We start from the raw sequence: 19,710 nt of genomic DNA on the forward strand, positions 1-19,710 counted from the left end.
AGACGCGATTTATCGCGTCTTTGTAATTTACAATTCTCATCAAAAAACCTCAACCCTACCTCCAAATTTTTTTGCAACAATTTAGCCTCGCTACGCCACTACCAAAGTGTTCTTAAACAGCGTTAATTCTTTGCAAACCAGTGTAAATATTAAATCTTTCTCCCCGCAGAAATCCAATTAAGGTAATCCCGAATTCCTTGGCTACAGATACCGCCAAACTACTGGGAGCAGAAACGGAACAAATAATGGGAACTCCAGCAGTTGTAGACTTTTGCAAAATCTCAAAACTAGAGCGTCCACTGACCAGCACAATACAATTATTTAAAGGCAATTCGTCACTGAGAAAAGCTGTACCAATCAATTTATCCAAAGCATTGTGTCGTCCAACATCCTCCCACAGGTTTAACAAATTACCTTGAGTATCGAAGATAGCCGCAGCGTGTAAACCTCCTGTAGCTGTGAAGATACCTTGAGCAGCCCGGAGCTTATCAGGTAGGCTGTATACGATCTCAGGTGTTACCGTAGGGCCAGAAGGAATCACTGGACATCCCCGCAGACGCAAAGCCTCAAGGCTAGCTTTACCACACACCCCACAGGCGCTACTAGTATAGAAATGACGCTCCAAAGGCTGTAAATCTGGAATCAATCCATCCCGCAATTCTACATTTACAATATTATGGCGTTGCTCACCATCTACTAATTCATCAACGCAGTAGCTGATACGTCGGATATCTTCTCTGCGACTAACGACTCCTTCACTGTAGAGGAAACCAGCTGCTAGTTCAAAATCTGCACCTGGTGTCCGCATTGTTACAGCTACCGTCTTCTGGAAAGGAACAAGACGAATTTCTAAAGGTTCCTCTGTAGTGAGATGATCTAAACGAGGCCGTACTTGACCTTTTTCCACTACCCAAACAGTGGCTTTGGTTTTGCTTTTAGTTGGCATTGTCAAATTTATGTAAGAGTTGGTAAATCGAAATTTTGATACTAATCTGGGAATAGAGTAATGCTATTTGTATATCAGATGTCTCTTTGATTCTCACTCACTAACTACTTTGTGCAGTCGATCTAAATCGGGTAGGTTTCTATTTAGGAAGTAAAATGAACCTAATATTTTTGGCTTTCAGAAAAACTTTATTTGCAATAGTCTTTGTGATTTCCCTTGGTTTTGCAGGATATTTAGTGAGTAATAACATTAGTCAAAGAGTAATTGAAAAATCTTTTGCTAAACAAGTCACATCTACCTCCATCGTTGGAAAAAGTTCTCAGCTACAGACACTTTTAAATGAGATAGTTGCAGAAGAAAAAATCCCCGGTGCAGTAATGTATATTTCTACACCTCAAGGTTCTTGGGTGGGAGCATCTGGTGTCAATAACTTGTCAACTAAAACTCCGATGAAACGCACAGATGGCTTTTCCATTGCCAGTATGAGTAAAACTTTTATGGCGGTGGTTGTGCTGAAATTAGTGGAGCAAAGGAAGATCGAATTAGATCGCGCGATCGCAACCTACCTACCAAGAGACATCACTCCTCATATTGTCAACAGCGACAAAATTACAGTTCGTCAATTGCTCAACCATACCAGTGGTGTTGCTGAATACCTGAATACAAAAGAGTTTATTCAAGCTACTGCCAAAAGAAGCCGCTCACAGCCTTGGACAGCCAGAGAAGCTATTCAGTATATGTACCAGGAAGAACCGCAGGCAAATCCTGGAGAAAAATTTATTTATACTGATTGCAACTACATTCTTTTAGAACTGATCGTTGAAAATATAACTAGAGAAACTCTCGCACAAGCAATCCGCAGTCAGATTTTAAAACCATTAGGATTAAAACACACCTTCACGGAATTGCGCGAACCGACAATTGGAGAAGTAGCTACAGGTTATAGCGATCGCAATAAGGATGGTAAGCTAGATAGCTACGCCGAAGTGAATGATGGTAACGGTTTAGGAGATGGTGGATTGGTTTCAACAGCAGAGGATTTAACCAAGTTTACTAAAGCGTTATTTGTCAAAAAAAGCTTACTTTCCTCGAAGATGATGAAAGAAATGCTGAAATTTAAAGATAATAGCGAAAGCTATAGTTATGGGTTAGGTGTAGAACGGTTCTCATCTCCTTTGGAAACAGCAATTGGCCATAGTGGTATAGCTTATGGCTTCACAACATTGCTGGCATATCTCCCCAATCAAAATACCACTATAGTAGTGCTGCTAAACGATCAGGGTGTTGATATTAAATCAATAGCTAGGACAGGTTTAGAGGTTATTAGTAATAAATAATAAGTAAGTTGGCATAATAAAATAAAACTATGTAAAGAAAAATGAACTAGCTACCCTTACCTTTACCCAAAATTTCAAGCGTTTTCTCTTTGGCGTTAAAATCACGCACATTTAGATTGACTATTCTGATTCTAAGATTTAATGTCACCGCACAGGGTAAGGCATTTAGCGATGAAGGCGGTGCTTGATGTCACAGGCGGAAATATCAGAAAGGTGCTGACGCGCTAAACGAAGCTATGCCGTTGGCGCAGCCTCTCGTTCGCGTTAGCGTCTCTGAAAGAGAAGAGAAGGCTTTACGCGGCTATACAGACAATAAAATTGCTGATTAGCAATAGCATTAGGATTCATAATTATTGCCAAGCAAATATGGTAATTCAATAATGACTTCCGTTTTTCTATTTAATTGCGAAATAACTTGAATATTTCCTTGATGATTTTGGATAATCTGATAGCAAACAGTTAAACCTAAGCCTATACCTTTACCAACAGATTTAGTAGTGAAAAAGGGATCAAATACTTGAAAAATGTTTTTATCATCTATACCTATGCCATTGTCAATAATTTTAATTATCACACTATTTTTAGTATCTTTAGTTTGAATTATAATTTTTTTATCTAACTGTTCTGCATGTAATTCCAAAGCATCTATCGCATTTAGTAAAAGCTGCATAAATACTTGATTTAGTTGTCGAGGATAACACTCAATTAAGGGAAAATTGTCATATTCTTTAATTACCTGGATAACTGGACAATCATAATGAGGATTCAGACGATGCTGTAGCAGCAACAAAGTACTATCAATCCCTTCATGAAGGTTAACTTTTTTGATCTCGGCTTCATCATGCCGAGAAAAATTTCTCAAAGAGAAAATAATCTCTTGAATCCGATTAGCACCTGTGTTCATAGAAGCTATGATTTGAGGTAAATCTTTTATTAAATAATCAAGTTCGATTTTTTCTGTATAGGTTTGAATCTCTGGATCTGAATAGCGTTGCTGATACCTGAAGATGAGATTGAATAAATCTTGAGTATAGTTGTTGATGTGAGTGAGATTAGCGTAGATAAAATTAATTGGATTATTAATTTCGTGAGCGATACCAGCAAACAGATTACCTAATGAAGACATTTTTTCTGTTTGAATTAAATGCGATTCTGCCATTTTTAAATTATCTAAAGCTGTATGCAATTGTTCAGTTTTCATCTCTAGTTCCTGATTTTTTTGTAAAAGCTCTACTGTCCGCTCTTGCACTCGTTCTTCCAATGTTTGACGAGCTAGTTCTAATTCTTTAGTGCGTTGCGCTACCCTTTGCTCTAAATTATTGATTAGGGTTGTGAGAGAATTAGCCATTTCCTGGTAAGCATTAGCCAACTGCCCAATTTCACCACCATTTTTAACATTAGGAATGGGGCTACTCAAATCACCTGCTGCTAAAGTTTTACTACGCTTTGCAAGTTGGATAATTGGGTTACTAATTTGTTGAGCTAGTAAATGAGCAATTAATACTGACAGTAGCACTGCTAAACTTAAGCCCAGCCAAAACAAGCGGGTAAGAATTAGCTTCGCCTCCTGAAAATATTTGGCTACAATTTGGATTTTGACAATAGCAATAGGCTTATTATCAGAATATATCGGAGCATAAATTGTATTTAATCCCAAATTTGGCTGAATCCGATAGACCGAGTGTTTTTGGGAAATATTTGGTAAAATTTGAGAATCAAAATAAGTTTTTTCCCAAATGTCTGGTTTCCAATCATAACTACTAGAGACGAAAAACTTTCCATCTAAAGAAATTATTTCCAACCTAGTGGTCGGCTGTGAATAATTTAAAAATTGTCGGAGCCATACTTTATCCATTAACTGTCCTGCAATTAAAGTTCCGAATGGCTTTCCAGTTCCATCACTACGGTAAATCGGTGAGCCTCCCAACAATACTAATCCTTGTGTCCCTGTATCAATTAACTCATGAGATAATTTATTCTGGTTATTTAAATATTTGATTTTTGCTTGTACTATTGGGAGATTAGATATTTGATTTCCGGCAGAGCCAATTATCTCTTTGTTTTTGGACTGAATCACCTTCACTACATCAAGATCAGTCGTGAATAAGAGTTGAGTAGAAACTTCTTTTTTTATCCACCCCCGATCTGAATGTTGAACTGCATTATACAAATCAGTCCAATTAGCATAACTAGAAATTAAATTTGCAAGTCCCTTTTCTGTAGCAGCTGTATATCCACGAAAAGCTAAAACTTGATCATCAAGGCGAGTTTTTTCTAGTTTAATGAGTGGTTGTTCTACTAATTGCCAAACTGCACTGCTCAAAACGAAAACTGGTAATAAAGATGCTCCAAATGTAAAAAATAGAATTTTGGGTTGAAGTTTTTGCAAAAATTTTAGTCTTTTAAGGTTTATCATCTGCAAGTACCTTTGACGAATTATCTGGGATTTGTAACACGCTTGATTTAAGCAATGCAGATGTCATCCTAACTTACCAGAAAGAGGGAAAGGGAAAATGGTGGTAAATGTTGCATACAACTATTTTAGATTCCTCCACAAAGTATAAAACCTATATTTTAGATAGCTTTTTGGTCAGAAGCAAATCGCAGCCGCAGTGAATTGACTTAAATTATTCAGGGACAAGTATAGTTAAGCTATTTTTAAATATTCAAATCAAGTATATGCTCACATTTACTTGATTTGAATAACTATCTTGTGTAAGAAGGCAATAGGCAATAGTAAAGAAGGCTTTTCGAGTTATACGGAGTTTTTTCACGCAATCAAATATGAGTCCTATAACACTATATTTATTTATCATTCAATACGGTTCAGTTAGCCATAAAAACTTTAAACTGTGTAAGTTGGCTTAAAGAACGGAACCCAACATCAAGAGTTAATTGTTGGGTTTCGTTCCTCAAGCAAACCTACGATTATCCTTAACCCAGGCGTATTTATTTATCATTGCAATAATTAATGTCCTAAAGCTTCGGCTTTTGTCCAGCCGTACATATACTCCGCTCTCCCATTGTGCCCTTATGCTCTCTCTATAGGTATTTTTGTTTGAAGGCAACACGCGGTAAATTTACATCTAGTAGTCCACTAGACTAACTTTGATAGATGAATAACTTCCTAGTCAGGACTTAAATGATTGATTTGAACGCTAAAGTGCTTACTACGATCTTAGTAAACTTAGCTTGATAGACTCTATTTATGTTGTGCGATCGCGTTAGCTTTAGTACATAAGTTAAATTAATAAAAAAGCTTGTATTGATGAATCAAAGTGTAAGTGTTGCTCCCAGCCTAGAAGAACACACCCATGAAAATCCTGTTGTTACCAAACAACAGCTATTTACGAAGCAATTAATTGTCCTTGTCTTGGAAATGCTTCTGGCATTACCTCTGGGTTTACTCCTCGCCAAATTCCAAATTGGCAGGATTGCCTGGATATTTGGCGGGATTGCTGCTGGTACAGTAGTTCTTCAAGGGTGTCGAATTTTTTATCAGTATTATCCTCAACCTAACCGCACTGCTAGAAAAGTGGGAATGGCACTTGTAGGCTTAACTGTCGGCGCTTCCAATACCCACGGTAATCTAGCTAGTGTTGCTTCTGGTATTCCCATATTTATTTTTCTGACCTTGTTTCTGCTGCTGAGTGGAAGTTGTATTGGTTATATGTATGCCCGCCTCAGCAAAACTAACCTATTGACAGCAATGCTGGCTACTGTTCCTGGTGGTGTCGGAATTATGGCAGCGATCGCAGCCGATTACAATAAAAATGTCAGCTTAGTTGCCCTAGTTCAGGCGATTCGCGTCACTTCAGTAGTTGTTTTGATCCCCTTCATCGCTAAGACATCAGCTGGTAATTACTACCCGCAAACGCTCCCAATCAACCCTGATTGGCTCAATCTCGATCCATCTCAACTAGAATTACTCTTGTTAATACTCCTAATCACTGTATTAGTAGTTTATCCAGCTATATTATTTAAAATTCCCGCCGGCGATTTCTTTGGTGCATTGTTAATTGGTATCGGGTTTAATCCTTTGCTACATTGGCTGCCTTTTGTGGGTGATATTAGTTTTAGTCCGCCGCCTTTAATTAACTTATTGGGTCAAATGCTCCTGGGAATTACCATTGGTGAGTATTGGGGAGACAAACCCAACTTTCAGAAGCGGACTGTCGGCTATGCCTTGATGTCTGTAGGGATGACCCTCATCGCCGGAGCGATCGCTGCTATACTTGCGATGCAATTTACCTCTTGGGACTGGTTAACCTGTTTGCTAGTCACAGCACCAGGAGGGTCAGCAGAAATGATCTTGGTTTCCCTGGCATTAAATCATAATGTTGAAATTGTCACAACTGGTCATTTAGTGCGACTAATTGCGATTAACAGTTCCCTACCTCTTTGGGTGTTTTTGTTTCGCCGTTTAGATGAGCAACTTTCTGAATCAGTTTAATTAATGAAGGAATTGGGAATTGGGCATTGGGAATTGGGCATTGGGAATTGGGCATTGGGAATTGGGAATTGGGCATTGGGCATTGGTACTGAGCGCAGTCGTACTCCTTTGGAGAAGCATAGCCTCTCGTAGGGAAGTATGGGGCATTATTTTTTGACAAATGACAAATGACAAATGACTAATGACTAATGACTAATGACTAATGACAAATGACAAAAATGCAACTTGAATGCTGGTTAGCTTATCCTTTTGTTATCCAAACACTAAGGATGCTTTAGATGGTTGCTCAAATCCAAGAACTTGAAGCGCAGCACTGGGTTAAAACTCGTTCTTCCCTCGACCCTAGCGAATCCACTTTCCTGATTTGGAAAGGTAAGATTTATGCCTTTATCCCCGGCGAGAAAAGACAACTTCTATTTAAAATCCTGGGATTGAGTGTTAGCCGATGTATTCCCACAGCAGAGGGTAGCTGGGATTTTACTTCTAGGGAACTAACTTACTACCTCAACCCAAAAACAGATGAAGTCTTACGCAAATGGGAGAATCCTTGGACAAACGAGACAGTTCCGGTGATTCATGTTGCCAATAATCCAGTGCAGGGGAAGTTTGAGGGAAATTTCCCTGCACAAGTAGATGGTGACAGCACAACCTTCGTTTTTGACATATTTCCCTATTACCCCAATCCCCTAGCAGACGATCCCAAATTTGCCGAATACAGCCCAAATCCAATTTATCAGGCAGCAGAATTATTTAAATTAACTGTGCCAACCACAGATTTATTCAACTCAGCGCTTCCCTCAGTTTCTGAACTCAAACTGAGTTGGGATCGGATTGGTCAATGGCTTCCTTGGATGAAAATGGGCGATCGCCCCGGTCAACTAATCTACAGTGCTGTTGGCAGCAAAGTCAATGGTTTAACAGAACTGCCCCCACTGCTGCAAGACGAAATTAATAACCGTATTCCTCTATATAAACAAGCCCCAAAAGCATTGATAGATGGGGAAGATATGACTTCCTGGTTGTACTTTCAAAAGCACTTTCAGTCTTATTTAGCTGGTGAAATCTTCCCGCTTCCCCAAGCAGAAGAATTGTAAACTAGCTAGAAAGTTGGACGAACATGCGAAGAGAGATAATTTAAAATTTGACCATAGGCGCACAGCTAGCTGTGCGCCCCTACCAGTATCTATTATTTCTTTTTGTACCTTACCCATGCGGGAACCGCTATATCTGACTATATATATAGTTATTTTGCGATCGCTATTGGGGACTTCCAAATAAAAAATATCCCAAAGTCGATAGCAAAATTCTCTCTATTTCTCTTCACTCTGTGTTCTCTGTGCGGCAGTCGCTCATGGGGGAAACCCCCTTGGCGCTAGCCTCTCCCTTTGGGAGAAGACCGCGCTGCCTTGTCTCTGTGGTTTGTTTATTTGGATAATTTATTTCTTGAAAATCCCTTGAAATTGGAAATAGTATGGCTGTTCCCGAACCCCAACGAAAGCTTTTAGAGCAGATTCTCGCAAAGTTGAAGACGGATGACCGCTTGCTAGGTGTAGCCATCGGTGGTTCCTATTTGAGCAGAGAAATGGATGAGTACTCAGACCTCGATCTCATTATTGTTGTAGATGATGTTCATTATCAACAAGTTTTAAAAGAGCGTCAGCTTTTAGCCAGCAGACTGGGAAAATTGCTGGCAGCTTTTACTGGTGAACACGTTGGCGAACCCAGATTATTAATCTGTCTGTATGACAGTCCTCTTGTACACGTCGATTTGAAGTTTTTGCTTTTAAAAGATTTTCAAACAGACCGCGTAGAAAATCCGATTATTCTATGGGAGCGGGGAAATCTACTAACCTTAGTTGTTTCAGAGAACCCACGGGACTATCCACCCTTTGACCCACAGTGGATTGAAGACCGCTTTTGGGTGTGGGTACACTATGGTGCAACTAAATTAGGAAGAGGTGAACTTTTTGAAGTCATTGATTTTCTTTCTTTTCTGCGTGGGCAAGTTCTAGCCCCATTAGCTAAGGTGCAATCTGGGCTGCTTGCACGCGGTGTAAGAAATCTGGAAAGGGAAATTCCGTCTTACTTGAACGATTTTCGTCAGACTATTCCCGCTAAACATGATCAAGAAGAAATTGCGCGATCGCTTCAACATACCATTCGCTTGTACTGCCAGCTTCGCTCTACATTAACAATGCCAGAGTTAATTATCCGCTCTCAAGCAGAAGTTGCTTCCACAAAGTATTTAGAAAAAGTAATAAATGACTTCAAATAGCGCACAACTCAAGGTTCAAATCTCCAACTGAGATGAAACCTCCTGCTTCCTGCCTTGTCTTACGACACGCTGCACAATCTCCCTTCTTTAATCAAATTTCGCGTCTGAACCTGAACAATCAAATAAATGTAAACCTAAGCGTTGGGAAAGTTCTTCACACACCTTCACCCCGCGCACACTATTACCACGCACATCTAGCAGGGGCGAAAAAACCCCAATACCCATCTTATTGGGTACAACCGCGATAATCCCACCACAAACTCCGCTTTTTGCCGGAAGACCAATTTTGTAAGCCCACTCACCTGCAAAGTTGTACATTCCGCAGGTGTACATCACACTGAGAATATCTTTGATGTAACGCTTATCTACAGCCTGTTCTTTGGTGATGGGGTTCATACCTTTGTTAGCTAGAGTAGCCGCCATCACTGCTAAGTCTTGGCAATTCACTATCACAGCACACTGCTGGAAATAAAGATCCAGCGACTCTTCAATATTCCGGTCAATCATGCCAAAGTTGAGCATCAGATGCGCCATTGCACGGTTGCGATGTCCGGTACTGCGTTCTGAGGTAAAAACTGAAATGTCAACGAACACGTCCCGGCCGATATATCGCTTGTACATATCCAGCATTCGGTTAAGACGTTCCGTTGGGCCAGAACCTTTGATTAAGCTAGTGGTTGCGATCGCACCAGCGTTTACCATTGGGTTATAAGGTCGCTTCGATTGCTCATCTAAAACGATCGCGTTGAATGCGTCGCCCGTCGGTTCTACGCCAACTCTAGTTAAAACGTAATCGAGTCCATGATCTTCTAAGGCAAGTCCATAAGCAAACACTTTGGAAATCGACTGAATGGTAAAGAGTTGGTCGTAATTGCCAACTTTGTAAATCTGACCATCTACTGTGACAATGCAAATGCTGAACAAATCCGGGTTTACCTTTGCCAATTCTGGAATATATTTCGCTACTGCACCCTCTTGCAGTAACTTGTACTGAGAATGCAATTCCTGAAGAACAGCTAATAATGGCGATGAATCTATTTCTAAATCTCTCTGATTTACTTGGCTTGTCATCACGGTGATAGCACCCCCCAAAATACTCACTATATATAGATAGAGGTGCAGCCGTACATACCTACAGCCGCAAAGATTTTGTCAAAGATAGCTTGCTCTAAAAAATCATCTTTGAGCAATTACTTAGTACCAAAAATGGTTGTTGTTATTTTTGATACTACCAAAAGTTGAGCTACAATCGATCACGAAGATTTTCTAATTTTTTCATCATTAATCACAAAAAATATTAGGTTGAGTATCCTTCTTTATTTTATACTCAGTAATACGGTAATCAAAGGTAATATTAATCACTTATCTACGTTGACTTATGGGGAATAAAAGTCATGATTAATCTAAGTAGAAAAAACATCTTAAACTCAAACTAATTTGCATAATTATTGTAGATGTAACTCATATCACGACTTATTCATAGGGAAATCTAAATATTTAATTAAATAAACGATTTTAAGTATTTATGCCGATGCCATTTAATTAAAGTTATATTATCTTCTTATAGGAAATAGTGAAAATACATGTTATCTAGAATACACGAGTAGTAGTGAGCCTTTAGAACAGAAGTCAATAGGGTGTCGTCACTTTAGGGTGCAACAAGCGTAAAGTTTTTTTAAGAAATTTTTGAGTTGCAGAAAAAAGCGTTACATAGCCAAAGTCCGCCCTTGAGAAAGGTTTCAACCTTAAATTTGGAACTTTAATTTGATTAAGCAGTCGATAATTACGCTAAAACCCTGATCCCCAAGCCAAAAGGTTCGTGTTAGTCTGTTGCGAGTTATAAATAACAAAGTGAAAACGGAACGAGTTCGAGTTTTTCAGAAGGGAAATCACTTTCACGAGTGAAAAATCCCGCAATTTATAAAACTTTAAAGTTCTACAGTCGCTTTCAAAAACGGACGCATGAATCAAAGACATTTGTGGATTATTGTTGCCCTGTCTATGGCTGTTTTGGGCATACCTTCAGTCGGTTGTACTCAAACCACCAAGGGAAATGCTCTAGCATCCCAAAAATCACCTGCCCCTGATGTGGTTAAGGTGGGAGAGTACCAATCCAGAGCAGGGAGACAAACCTTGGATGCTGTGATTACAGAAATTCATCCTCACAACATTAGAGGACGTAAGGCGGCAACCCTTTTTATCCGAAATATACCTGTTCTCACCTTTTTGAGTTCTGTATCAAATACGAATTTTGAATCTAAAAAAGTTGGTGCAATTGGAAATACTGGGGGCGTACAAGAGTACGCCCTTATTGCTAGCAATTCACCAAAGGCACTTAATGCTGACGACGCAACAGATGTGAGTAACCAGATTAGCTCCTCTGACAATGACCCGGTTCAGATAGCTGGTGTAGTAGCAGCTAAGATCAACCAGTTGAATCGGGAAAGTGTAGACGGCAGTAAAATTACCGTCAGTTGGAAAGCAGGGGAAAAATCTAATGGCAATCAAGCACAAAACAAAAGCGCTCCCTCCCAGCAAGATGGCGATCGCTATGTAATCAAAATTAATGGCGAAGAATTGGTCGAAATCAACGAAGCTACACGACTAGCACAGACCAATCCCACCAAAAATTTGGCAGAAGATGCATTGCAAGCAACTAATCGCCTGCGGAGGCTACTGGGCAATGCATCTCCCCTAAAAGAGATTGCGAATTTACCAGTCCGTAAAATATCAATACCAAAGCTGCCTCAACAAATTGCCGTCGGCGCAGTGCAAGCCACCTTGAGAGGTATGGCTTCTTTTTACGGCTATGACGGTTCTGGTACTCAGACTGCAAGCGGTCAGAGATTCAATCCAGAAGCAATGACTGCCGCCCATCGCAGCTTACCCTTTGGTACGCAAGTGCGTGTAACCAACACCCGCAACGGTCGTTCTGTAGTGCTGCGAATTAATGACCGAGGCCCATACATTCGGGGTCGGGTCATTGACGTATCTGCTGGCGCGGCTCGAGTTTTGGGAATGATGGGCAGTGGCGTAGCACCAGTACATATTGAAGTTTTGGGAAAATAATCGAGTAGGTTACAGGTTACAGGTTACAGGGAAAAGATTATTCCCTATCACCTGTCATTTATAACCTTTCCCCTAAATCCAATTCAAGTTCCGTATCACTTAATTCCCCTAGTTCAATCAACTCTTCCCTCTGTTTCAGATATAAACTAACGGGGGAGGGATCGATAAGAACTAGGGGTATTTTTGTGCGCCTGCTGACAACAGTCGCAGCTTTACGCTGCTATTTAACTAAACGCTGCTCAGAAAACAAGCTGATTGCGGTTACTGAGGATCTAAGACTAGATGAGATAACTGGCTGGTATCAGACAGCAGTCGGTCTAGTACCAACGATGGGGAATTTGCATCAAGGTCATTTAAGCTTGATCCAACGGGCGCGGCAAGAAAATTCTACGGTGATTGTGAGTATTTTCGTCAATCCCCTACAATTTGCTCCTAACGAGGATTACCAACGCTACCCCCGGACTTTAGAGCAAGACCAAAAACTTTGTGAACAAGCTGGGGTAGATGCCATTTTTGCACCGACTCCTGAAGAGATGGCAGTTCCCCAGAAGAGTATACAAGAATCAAAGGTTACACAAGTTATACCCCCATCTGCTATGATGACAGGCTTGTGTGGTCGTTCTCGCCTGGGTCACTTTCAAGGTGTCGCTACGATTGTTACCAAGCTTTTCAACTTGGTACAGCCTGACCGTGCCTACTTTGGTCAAAAAGATGGTCAGCAACTGGCAATTATTAAACGCTTAGTAGCTGACTTAAATTTGCCAGTAGAAATTGTTGCTTGTCCAACAGTGCGGGAAGCGTCGGGTCTTGCCTTCAGTTCTCGTAATCAATATTTGACTGCAACGGCAAAAGAACAAGCGGCGGCATTATATCGCGGCTTGCAACGGGCTGAAGCTGCATTCATTGCAGGCGATCGCAATAGCAACAAGTTGATAGCAGTGGTACAGCAAGAAGTGGCAATGGTCAGCACAATTTTAGTGGAATATATTGAATTAGTTGAACCGACTACGTTGATGTCTTTAGAAAAAGTTGAGGAGGAAGGAATGTTGGCGATCGCAGCTCGTCTTGGTTCTACACGTTTGATTGACAATATCATCTTGCGCGATCGTCAACCCATCATCGCCATTGATGGCCCAGCCGGGGCTGGAAAATCGACAGTGGCGCGACAAGTGGCAGCAAACTTGGGTTTAGTCTATTTAGATACAGGAGCAATGTACCGTGCTGTCACTTGGCTTGTACTGCAAAAGGGGATTGCTATTGATGATGAGTGTGCGATCGCTGAATTAACTAACCTGTGTAAAATTGAACTTACTCCTACCCAGGATTTACAATCGTCTGTGCAGGTTTGGATTAACGGTACTGATGTTACTCAGGTAATTCGCACCATTGAGGTAACATCTCAAGTATCTGCGATCGCAGCCCAAAGCGCTGTCCGTCAAGCACTGGTTAAACAACAGCAAAGCTGGGGTAAAAAAGGTGGTTTAGTCGCTGAGGGACGAGATATTGGTACTCACGTTTTTCCCGATGCTGAAGTCAAAATCTTCTTAACTGCTTCTGTGAGTGAACGCGCCCGTCGTCGCCAGGAAGACTTTCACAAACAAGGTCAATCCGCAATCAATTTAGAGCAGCTAGAACGGGATATTGCCGAACGTGACTGGAAAGATAGCACACGCAAAGTTTCGCCTTTGCAAAAAGCAGCAGATGCCATTGAAGTTCAAACTGATGGTTTGGATGTGTCTGAAGTCACGGCACAAATTGTTAACTATTACCAGCAGCGTTTATCTCAGTGCTAATCACCGCTATTTACTGTTAACTTTTTAGTTTCAAAGGGTGGTGGGTGAGTGATTATTCACTTACCATCCTCAAAACAATATTTCAAAATAAGATAATTTCATTATTGATTTACTAAGCCTTAGATTTAGAATTATTAGATTATTTAAGTATTAAATCATCTAGCTTTCGACTGATTTACCACATCGTAATTAATCCTACTAAAGATAGAAGTATTAAAGCTTTAATTGCTAAATGCTAATTATAGATTGGGCTTTCGCTACGAGATATTAGCCATTTTTATTTATAACTGTGAATTCATAGCGATTTGACTTATCACCGAAGTACTTTCTTTTCATCTTCACTTTATCTTCACTTTGGTAGTAGAATGACGATGTTAAGTTTTATGTTCCATCATTAAAGACATAAAACCTTAAAAATAAAAGCTGTTAATTTTCCAAGCTTCTGCAATAGCTTGAAACTGGAAACCGGTAAAGAGAGGATTTCACACAATGGTATTTGTACAGCCCCCGCTACCCTTCGACAAGAATGCTTTAGAGCCAAATGGCATGAAAGCTGAAACTTTCGAGTATCACTATGGTAAGCATCACAAAGCTTATGTAGACAACCTCAACAAGCTGACTGAAGGTACAGAACTTGCTGATAAGTCTCTGGAAGAAGTGATCAAAATTTCCTTCCAAGACTCCTCTAAGGCGGGAATCTTCAACAACGCTGCTCAAGTTTGGAACCACACCTTCTTCTGGAATTCCTTAAAACCAAATGGTGGCGGCGCACCCACTGGCGATCTTGCAGCCAGGATTGATAAAGATTTTGGTAGCTTCGACAAATTCAAGGAAGAGTTCTCTAACGCAGCTGCAACTCAATTTGGCAGTGGTTGGTCTTGGCTGATTGATGATGGTGGTACGCTGAAGGTGATCAAAACACCAAATGCAGAAAACCCTCTAGCTCATGGTAAGAAGGCACTCCTAACCTTGGATGTTTGGGAACACGCTTACTACATTGACTACAGAAATGCCCGTCCAGCGTTCATCAAGAATTTCCTAGATAACTTGGTTAACTGGGACTTTGCTGCTGAAAACTTGGCTAAAGCTTAATTAATTGCTGGTTTGAACTGAGTGCGATGCCTCTTAGTAAGCTGCTCCATAAGTTAATTTGCAAAAGTTGAAGCAGAAAGTCCACCAGAAAAGGGAGAAATTGTTTTTAGTTTCTCCCTTTTCTGTTTTTCAGTAGTGGGATGGGCACTGTCTGAATAAAAATATTTGTATGAAAGTCAAAATTAGGATTTATGCATTGACAGAAAAGACCAAATATGAATGTTAAAAAAAACCATTTGTTGTAAGGGCAATACCCTGCGGGCAGCCTCTCCGCGTCTACATTAATTGCTTTTATAACGTAGATATATTTACTATTAAAGAATAATTAATAAAAACCTGAAATCAAATATTTAGCTTATACACAACATGATTCTTTTGTACAGCGTGTAATTCTGAAAAATATAAAACATTATGGATAGCAAAGAACTAGCACAATACATCGAAGCAACGAATAGCATCACTAAACCTTGGGTATTGGTACAACTGCGCCTTAAGAAATTGCAAGAGCGTCGAGCCACCCTTACAAATGATGTCTACACCAAAGAATTAGAAGATATTTACCAAGACTTGATGAATTTGGGTGAATGGTGGCGTGGTATTGAAGATGAGGTATTTTAAAGTGAGGAGTGATGACTTCTCCTAATTTTTAACTCTTGCATAGACGCTATTAATCGCGTCTTTACTCCTAACTTAAAACGCAACCTGATGGCTCAAGCTCTCGATCAAGTCGATTACGATACTCTCGATGCCGCAAAAAGACGCTTCATCGATGCTGCAAAACGCACACTTACCTTTGCAAGTGCCTATGGTACCGTCCCCTCGTCGGGTCTTGGAGCAAGTGCTAACGCTTTCAACTTCAACCTCGCTCCATTTATTCAAGCGGGCGCTCCAGAACTTTCTCTAACACTCGTCCCTGAAGGACTAGGAACGGCAGACGATACCCGCCCTGATGACCTTTCTGAAGAAGAACTTCGGCGATTTTGGTGGAATATCGGTATCAAGATGATCTCGTGTTTGACAAACGACGCGGCAACATCAGGGATGCAGACTCTACTTCTTGGTCTTTATCTGCCATCAAGTACTCCTGAAACGATCTTTACCCCCGCTTTCCTTGATGGGTTTCTGGATGGAATCGTTGAGGGGTGCAAACGAGTAGGGTGTGTCTATCTCTCAGGGGAAACTCCTCAACTGAAAACTAAGATGATTCCAGGCCGGCTCGACATTGCGGGTTCGGTTTTTGGCGTGATGCCACCTGGTGTCGCTGCCATTGATAGCTCGCGTCTGGATGCCGGAAATACTATTGTTCTTGTTGAGAGTTCTGGCCCCCATGAGAACGGGTTTACCCCATTGCGAAAGCTTACTGAGTCTCTTCCTGATGGCTATAGAACAAAACTTCCGAGTGGGCAGGAGTTTTGGGAAGCGATGAATGCTGCGTCGTATCTCTACACGCCACTTGTACAGGCGGTGCTTGGCGAAGGAATTCGCCCCACCGCGATGGAAAATATTACTGGTCATGGTTGGCAGAAGCTGATGCGGTCGGTGAAGCCACTTCGGTACGTCATCGAAACAATGCTCCCAGTGCCGGAGATATTTACTTTTGTCGAGGGTCATCTTGAGGGCGGGGCAGAGACGATGCTTTCCGTGTTCAATTACGGAGCCGGATTTGCATTTTATACGGAATCTGAGCAGGATGCAGAAAGGATTGTCATCCTCGCAAGAGAACATCAGCTAACGGCTGTGATTGCCGGCAGGGTTGAAGCGTCCCTTAGCCGCGAGGTGGTAATAAAACCGCTTGGGGTGACTTTGAAGGGAGATTCTTTTGGAATTGCGCGGGGAGTATAATTAGCCGCAAGCTTAGGCATAGCCCGTCGTAGACATCGCTAGTTTTTGGAGAGCTATTGTAAACTCCACTCATGCGATGCCTGCTGCTGGCTTTGCCTACACTGAAGTCATTACTAAATGAAATAAAAGCTAGTATAATTACTGGGATTTCTATTTTTTTAACACGTGATATATATTTAAATCCCAGACTAATTTGAGAAAATTATTCTCCTAAGCCTTTCAAATCAAGATATTTAGCATAAATAGTATAAGCGTATTTATAAAATTTTATATGCAATATTTTTTACTACTTACATTTAAAGTAGTTCAAACTACCCATGACTACTGAGGTTAAGATTTGCTAACGTAGTCTTAACATATTGAAAAATTTGCTGAAAAAGCTGAGAAAGTAGCCACCAATACACTAATTTACAGTGTTGGAAATTTCTCATCTGTAAATAGGGCGTTTTAGTGTGTTAAGGATATATATTTTTATTCAGAGGGGGTTATGGCTGTAAATTTGGCCCGGACTACTGCTTCGGCAGAACTTTTGAAGCAAGTATTCCAGAACATTGATGCATACAGTTGTCCAAGGTTATTCAACTTTCATATGCACACTGTCCACTCAGATGGCAGGTTGCAGCCGAGTGGATTAATGGAGCAGGCGATCGCTATTGGATTAAAAGGATTGGCGATCACTGACCATCATGGCATTATGGGCTATCAAGCGGCCCTTGCTTGGTTAGAAGATTGGAAGTGGAGTAATCCTGGTGCAACAACTCCTTACCTGTGGAGTGGCGTAGAAATCAATGCTAACCTTCTGGATATAGAAGTTCACATTTTGGCTTACGCTTTTGCTCCAGAACACCCTAGCATGAAACCCTATCTGCAAAGAAGGCCGACTACAGGCCAAGAATATCAGGCAAGTAACGTGATTGCCGCTATTCATCAAGCTGGGGGATTGGCAGTTCTGGCTCATCCAGCCCGTTATAAGCGATCGCATTTTGACTTAATTCCAGCTGCATCCCAAAAGGGAATCGATGGTGTGGAAACTTTCTACGCCTACAATAACCCTAACCCTTGGAAACCCAGCGTATTGGAATCAGAACAAGTGCAAAAGTTGGCTGATGAATACTTTCTTTTCAATACCTGTGGTACTGACACCCACGGTTTGAGCCTGCTACAACGCTTGTAAAGATGAATGAATTTTTTTAAATCTCCTGGTTAAATCTGCCAGGAGGTTATCTTTTTTTTGGATGTCCAATAGTTAATTGCTTTTAGAGTTAATTTCAAGAGATTGAGAAGCGATCTTGATTGTCTCTTTAACAGCTTTTTCTTTTCGTTCACTATAGCGGTCTGTGAGGTAATCAACTTTGTCACGCAATAGCAAGGTAAATTTGTAAAGTTCTTCCATCACATCGACAACGCGATCGCGATAGGGCGAATCTTTCATTGTGCCGTCTTCATTAAACTCTTGATATGCTTTAGCCACTGAGGATTGATTGGGGATAGTGAACATTCGCATCCAGCGCCCAAGAATTCTTAATGTGTTGACAGCATTAAAAGACTGAGATCCGCCACTCACTTGCATGACAGCCAAAGTTCTGCCTTGGGTCGGGCGAACGGCTCCGATACTAAGCGGAATCCAGTCGATTTGATTTTTCATTATGCCAGAAATCTGACCGTGCAGTTCTGGGCTAGACCATACCTGTCCTTCCGACCACAGGCTTAATTCACGCAACTCCTGCACCTTTGAGTGGGTGTCAGGTACGCTACCGTAGATTGGCAGTTCACGGGGATCGAAAAACTTGACTTCTGCCCCAAATTCTTCAATAATGCGTGCTGCTTCTTCTGCTAAGAGACGGCTATAGGAACGCTCACGTAGGGAACCATACAAAAACAAAATTCTGGGCGGATGGTCAAATGTCGTCATGGTAATTGCTTATTCTCCTCCAAGTCTTGCAAAAATGTGCTTTGGGCTTCTCGCAATTCAACATCAGGATTTGCGTGTTGGATTTTCTGAATTGCGTCGTTATATAGCGGTTCTCGAATGGAAGCAATACAGTTTGACCTCTCTCCAAACCTCTCTCCTAAAAGGAAAGAGGCTTTGAATCTTACTCCCCTTCCCTGCAAGGGGCTACGGTGTACACACAAGTCTTGAAATCCCACCTAAAACTTGGTTTCGTTGCCCTAATCTTAAAATTAGCGGGATAAATGGAGTTTCTAGTTGCCCAAAATTTGGGTATTTACCGGGCTAAAAGGGTTGAAACCTTTGCGGACTATACTTGTGTGTACACGGTAGCCTTTATAAGGGGAGGGTTAGGGTGGGGTAAAACCCTAGTTAATCAGCTATTTCAGACTTGTGTATACACGGTAGCTGCAAGGGGAAGGGGCTGGGGGGTTAGGTCTGTATTGCACTCAACTGATAACCGTTATAAGACGAGCCAGTATCATTCCCATTCGATGCTTCCCACTGCTGTAATGAACTACAACAGCGTTACCAATACTTTTTTGATTGTCAATAAACTTTATTCACAGACTCAATTAATTGAGTCACCCGTTCTTTAATCTCATCGCGGACTCTCGGAAAAATTTCCGGTTGTTCTGCTGGATCGTCTAACTGCCAATCTTCAAATACTTCCTGCATAACCCACTCTGGCGGCAAATTCACGCCACAGCCACACAAAGAAATCACTACATCAAAGTCTTGTGCTTGGAAATCACTCAGGGGTTTGGAGTGTTGATCGGTAATGTCGATACCAATTTCTTTCATGGTGGCGATCGCTTCTGGTCTGACCTGACTTGCTTCTAAACCAGAGCTAATCACTTCAATCTTTCCTTTACCAAGGGTTTTAGCAAAGCCTTCCGCCATTTGAGAACGGGCAGAATTCTTTTTGCAGACGAACATTACACGTTTCATAGTT

General features: G+C 41.1%; 16 protein-coding genes. 11 read left to right on the forward strand and 5 right to left on the reverse strand.

What is annotated here, in order from left to right; translation table 11 throughout:
• Positions 1-112: 112 nt before the first annotated feature.
• Positions 113-946 carry a formate dehydrogenase accessory sulfurtransferase FdhD gene (fdhD, locus tag H6G86_RS01540; RefSeq protein ID WP_190932793.1) on the reverse strand — a complete coding sequence of 278 codons (834 nt, stop codon included), beginning with the start codon at positions 944-946 and terminating at the stop codon, positions 113-115.
• A 155-nt stretch (positions 947-1,101) separates the two neighbouring features.
• On the opposite strand from fdhD, the gene H6G86_RS01545 reads away from it, so the two are divergent.
• Positions 1,102-2,283, forward strand: a complete 1,182-nt coding sequence (locus H6G86_RS01545) for a serine hydrolase domain-containing protein (RefSeq protein WP_206758421.1) — start codon at positions 1,102-1,104, stop codon at positions 2,281-2,283.
• 337 nt (positions 2,284-2,620) lie between these two features.
• On the opposite strand, the gene H6G86_RS01550 is transcribed toward H6G86_RS01545, so the two are convergent.
• Positions 2,621-4,699 carry an ATP-binding protein gene (locus H6G86_RS01550; RefSeq protein ID WP_190932795.1) on the reverse strand — a complete coding sequence of 693 codons (2,079 nt, stop codon included), beginning with the start codon at positions 4,697-4,699 and terminating at the stop codon, positions 2,621-2,623.
• Positions 4,700-5,551: 852 nt separating this feature from the next.
• Between H6G86_RS01550 and H6G86_RS01555 the strand changes: the two genes are divergently transcribed.
• The 4 genes from H6G86_RS01555 (at position 5,552) to H6G86_RS01565 (ending at position 9,011) form a co-directional block, all read left to right on the forward strand.
• Positions 5,552-6,736 (forward strand): AbrB family protein, encoded by a 1,185-nt coding sequence (locus tag H6G86_RS01555; protein ID WP_190932796.1) that lies wholly within the window; start codon positions 5,552-5,554, stop codon positions 6,734-6,736.
• A gap of 3 nt (positions 6,737-6,739) precedes the next feature.
• The gene (locus H6G86_RS39385) at positions 6,740-6,868 is read left to right on the forward strand and encodes a hypothetical protein (RefSeq protein WP_277883520.1); all 129 of its coding nucleotides are present in this window, start codon (positions 6,740-6,742) and stop codon (positions 6,866-6,868) included.
• A gap of 146 nt (positions 6,869-7,014) precedes the next feature.
• Positions 7,015-7,830 carry a DUF1838 domain-containing protein gene (locus H6G86_RS01560; protein ID WP_190932797.1) on the forward strand — a complete coding sequence of 272 codons (816 nt, stop codon included), beginning with the start codon at positions 7,015-7,017 and terminating at the stop codon, positions 7,828-7,830.
• A 377-nt stretch (positions 7,831-8,207) separates the two neighbouring features.
• A complete protein-coding gene (locus H6G86_RS01565; protein WP_163930699.1) occupies positions 8,208-9,011 on the forward strand; it encodes a nucleotidyltransferase domain-containing protein in 804 nt (267 codons plus the stop codon).
• An 87-nt stretch (positions 9,012-9,098) separates the two neighbouring features.
• On the opposite strand, the gene glsA is transcribed toward H6G86_RS01565, so the two are convergent.
• Positions 9,099-10,082, reverse strand: coding sequence for a glutaminase A (glsA, locus tag H6G86_RS01570; RefSeq protein ID WP_190932798.1), 984 nt, complete (start codon positions 10,080-10,082; stop codon positions 9,099-9,101).
• 891 nt (positions 10,083-10,973) lie between these two features.
• Here glsA and H6G86_RS01575 point away from each other — a divergent pair.
• The 6 genes from H6G86_RS01575 to H6G86_RS01600 all read left to right on the forward strand — a co-directional run bounded on the left by H6G86_RS01575 (position 10,974) and on the right by H6G86_RS01600 (position 17,981).
• Positions 10,974-12,080, forward strand: a complete 1,107-nt coding sequence (locus tag H6G86_RS01575) for a septal ring lytic transglycosylase RlpA family protein (protein ID WP_190932799.1) — start codon at positions 10,974-10,976, stop codon at positions 12,078-12,080.
• Between the two features lie 185 nt (positions 12,081-12,265).
• Positions 12,266-13,873: a bifunctional pantoate--beta-alanine ligase/(d)CMP kinase gene (locus H6G86_RS01580; RefSeq protein WP_190932800.1), complete on the forward strand. Its 1,608-nt coding sequence runs from the start codon at positions 12,266-12,268 to the stop codon at positions 13,871-13,873.
• A 489-nt stretch (positions 13,874-14,362) separates the two neighbouring features.
• Positions 14,363-14,965: a superoxide dismutase [Fe] gene (gene sodB / locus H6G86_RS01585; protein ID WP_114084820.1), complete on the forward strand. Its 603-nt coding sequence runs from the start codon at positions 14,363-14,365 to the stop codon at positions 14,963-14,965.
• 411 nt (positions 14,966-15,376) lie between these two features.
• Entirely contained in the window at positions 15,377-15,583 is a 207-nt protein-coding gene (locus H6G86_RS01590; RefSeq protein WP_012412689.1) for a hypothetical protein, read from the forward strand.
• An 87-nt stretch (positions 15,584-15,670) separates the two neighbouring features.
• Positions 15,671-16,807 carry an AIR synthase related protein gene (locus H6G86_RS01595; protein ID WP_190932801.1) on the forward strand — a complete coding sequence of 379 codons (1,137 nt, stop codon included), beginning with the start codon at positions 15,671-15,673 and terminating at the stop codon, positions 16,805-16,807.
• Between the two features lie 487 nt (positions 16,808-17,294).
• Positions 17,295-17,981: a PHP domain-containing protein gene (locus H6G86_RS01600; protein ID WP_114084817.1), complete on the forward strand. Its 687-nt coding sequence runs from the start codon at positions 17,295-17,297 to the stop codon at positions 17,979-17,981.
• 72 nt (positions 17,982-18,053) lie between these two features.
• Here the strand turns inward: H6G86_RS01600 and arsH are convergent, their stop codons facing one another.
• Entirely contained in the window at positions 18,054-18,719 is a 666-nt protein-coding gene (gene arsH, locus H6G86_RS01605) for an arsenical resistance protein ArsH (RefSeq protein ID WP_190932802.1), read from the reverse strand.
• Positions 18,720-19,304: 585 nt separating this feature from the next.
• Complete coding sequence (arsC, locus tag H6G86_RS01610; protein WP_190932803.1) at positions 19,305-19,706, reverse strand: arsenate reductase, glutathione/glutaredoxin type; 402 nt, start codon at positions 19,704-19,706, stop codon at positions 19,305-19,307.
• Positions 19,707-19,710 lie beyond the last annotated feature (4 nt).

Source organism: Nostoc sp. FACHB-133, from assembly GCF_014698055.1.
Classification (GTDB): domain Bacteria; phylum Cyanobacteriota; class Cyanobacteriia; order Cyanobacteriales; family Nostocaceae; genus Nostoc.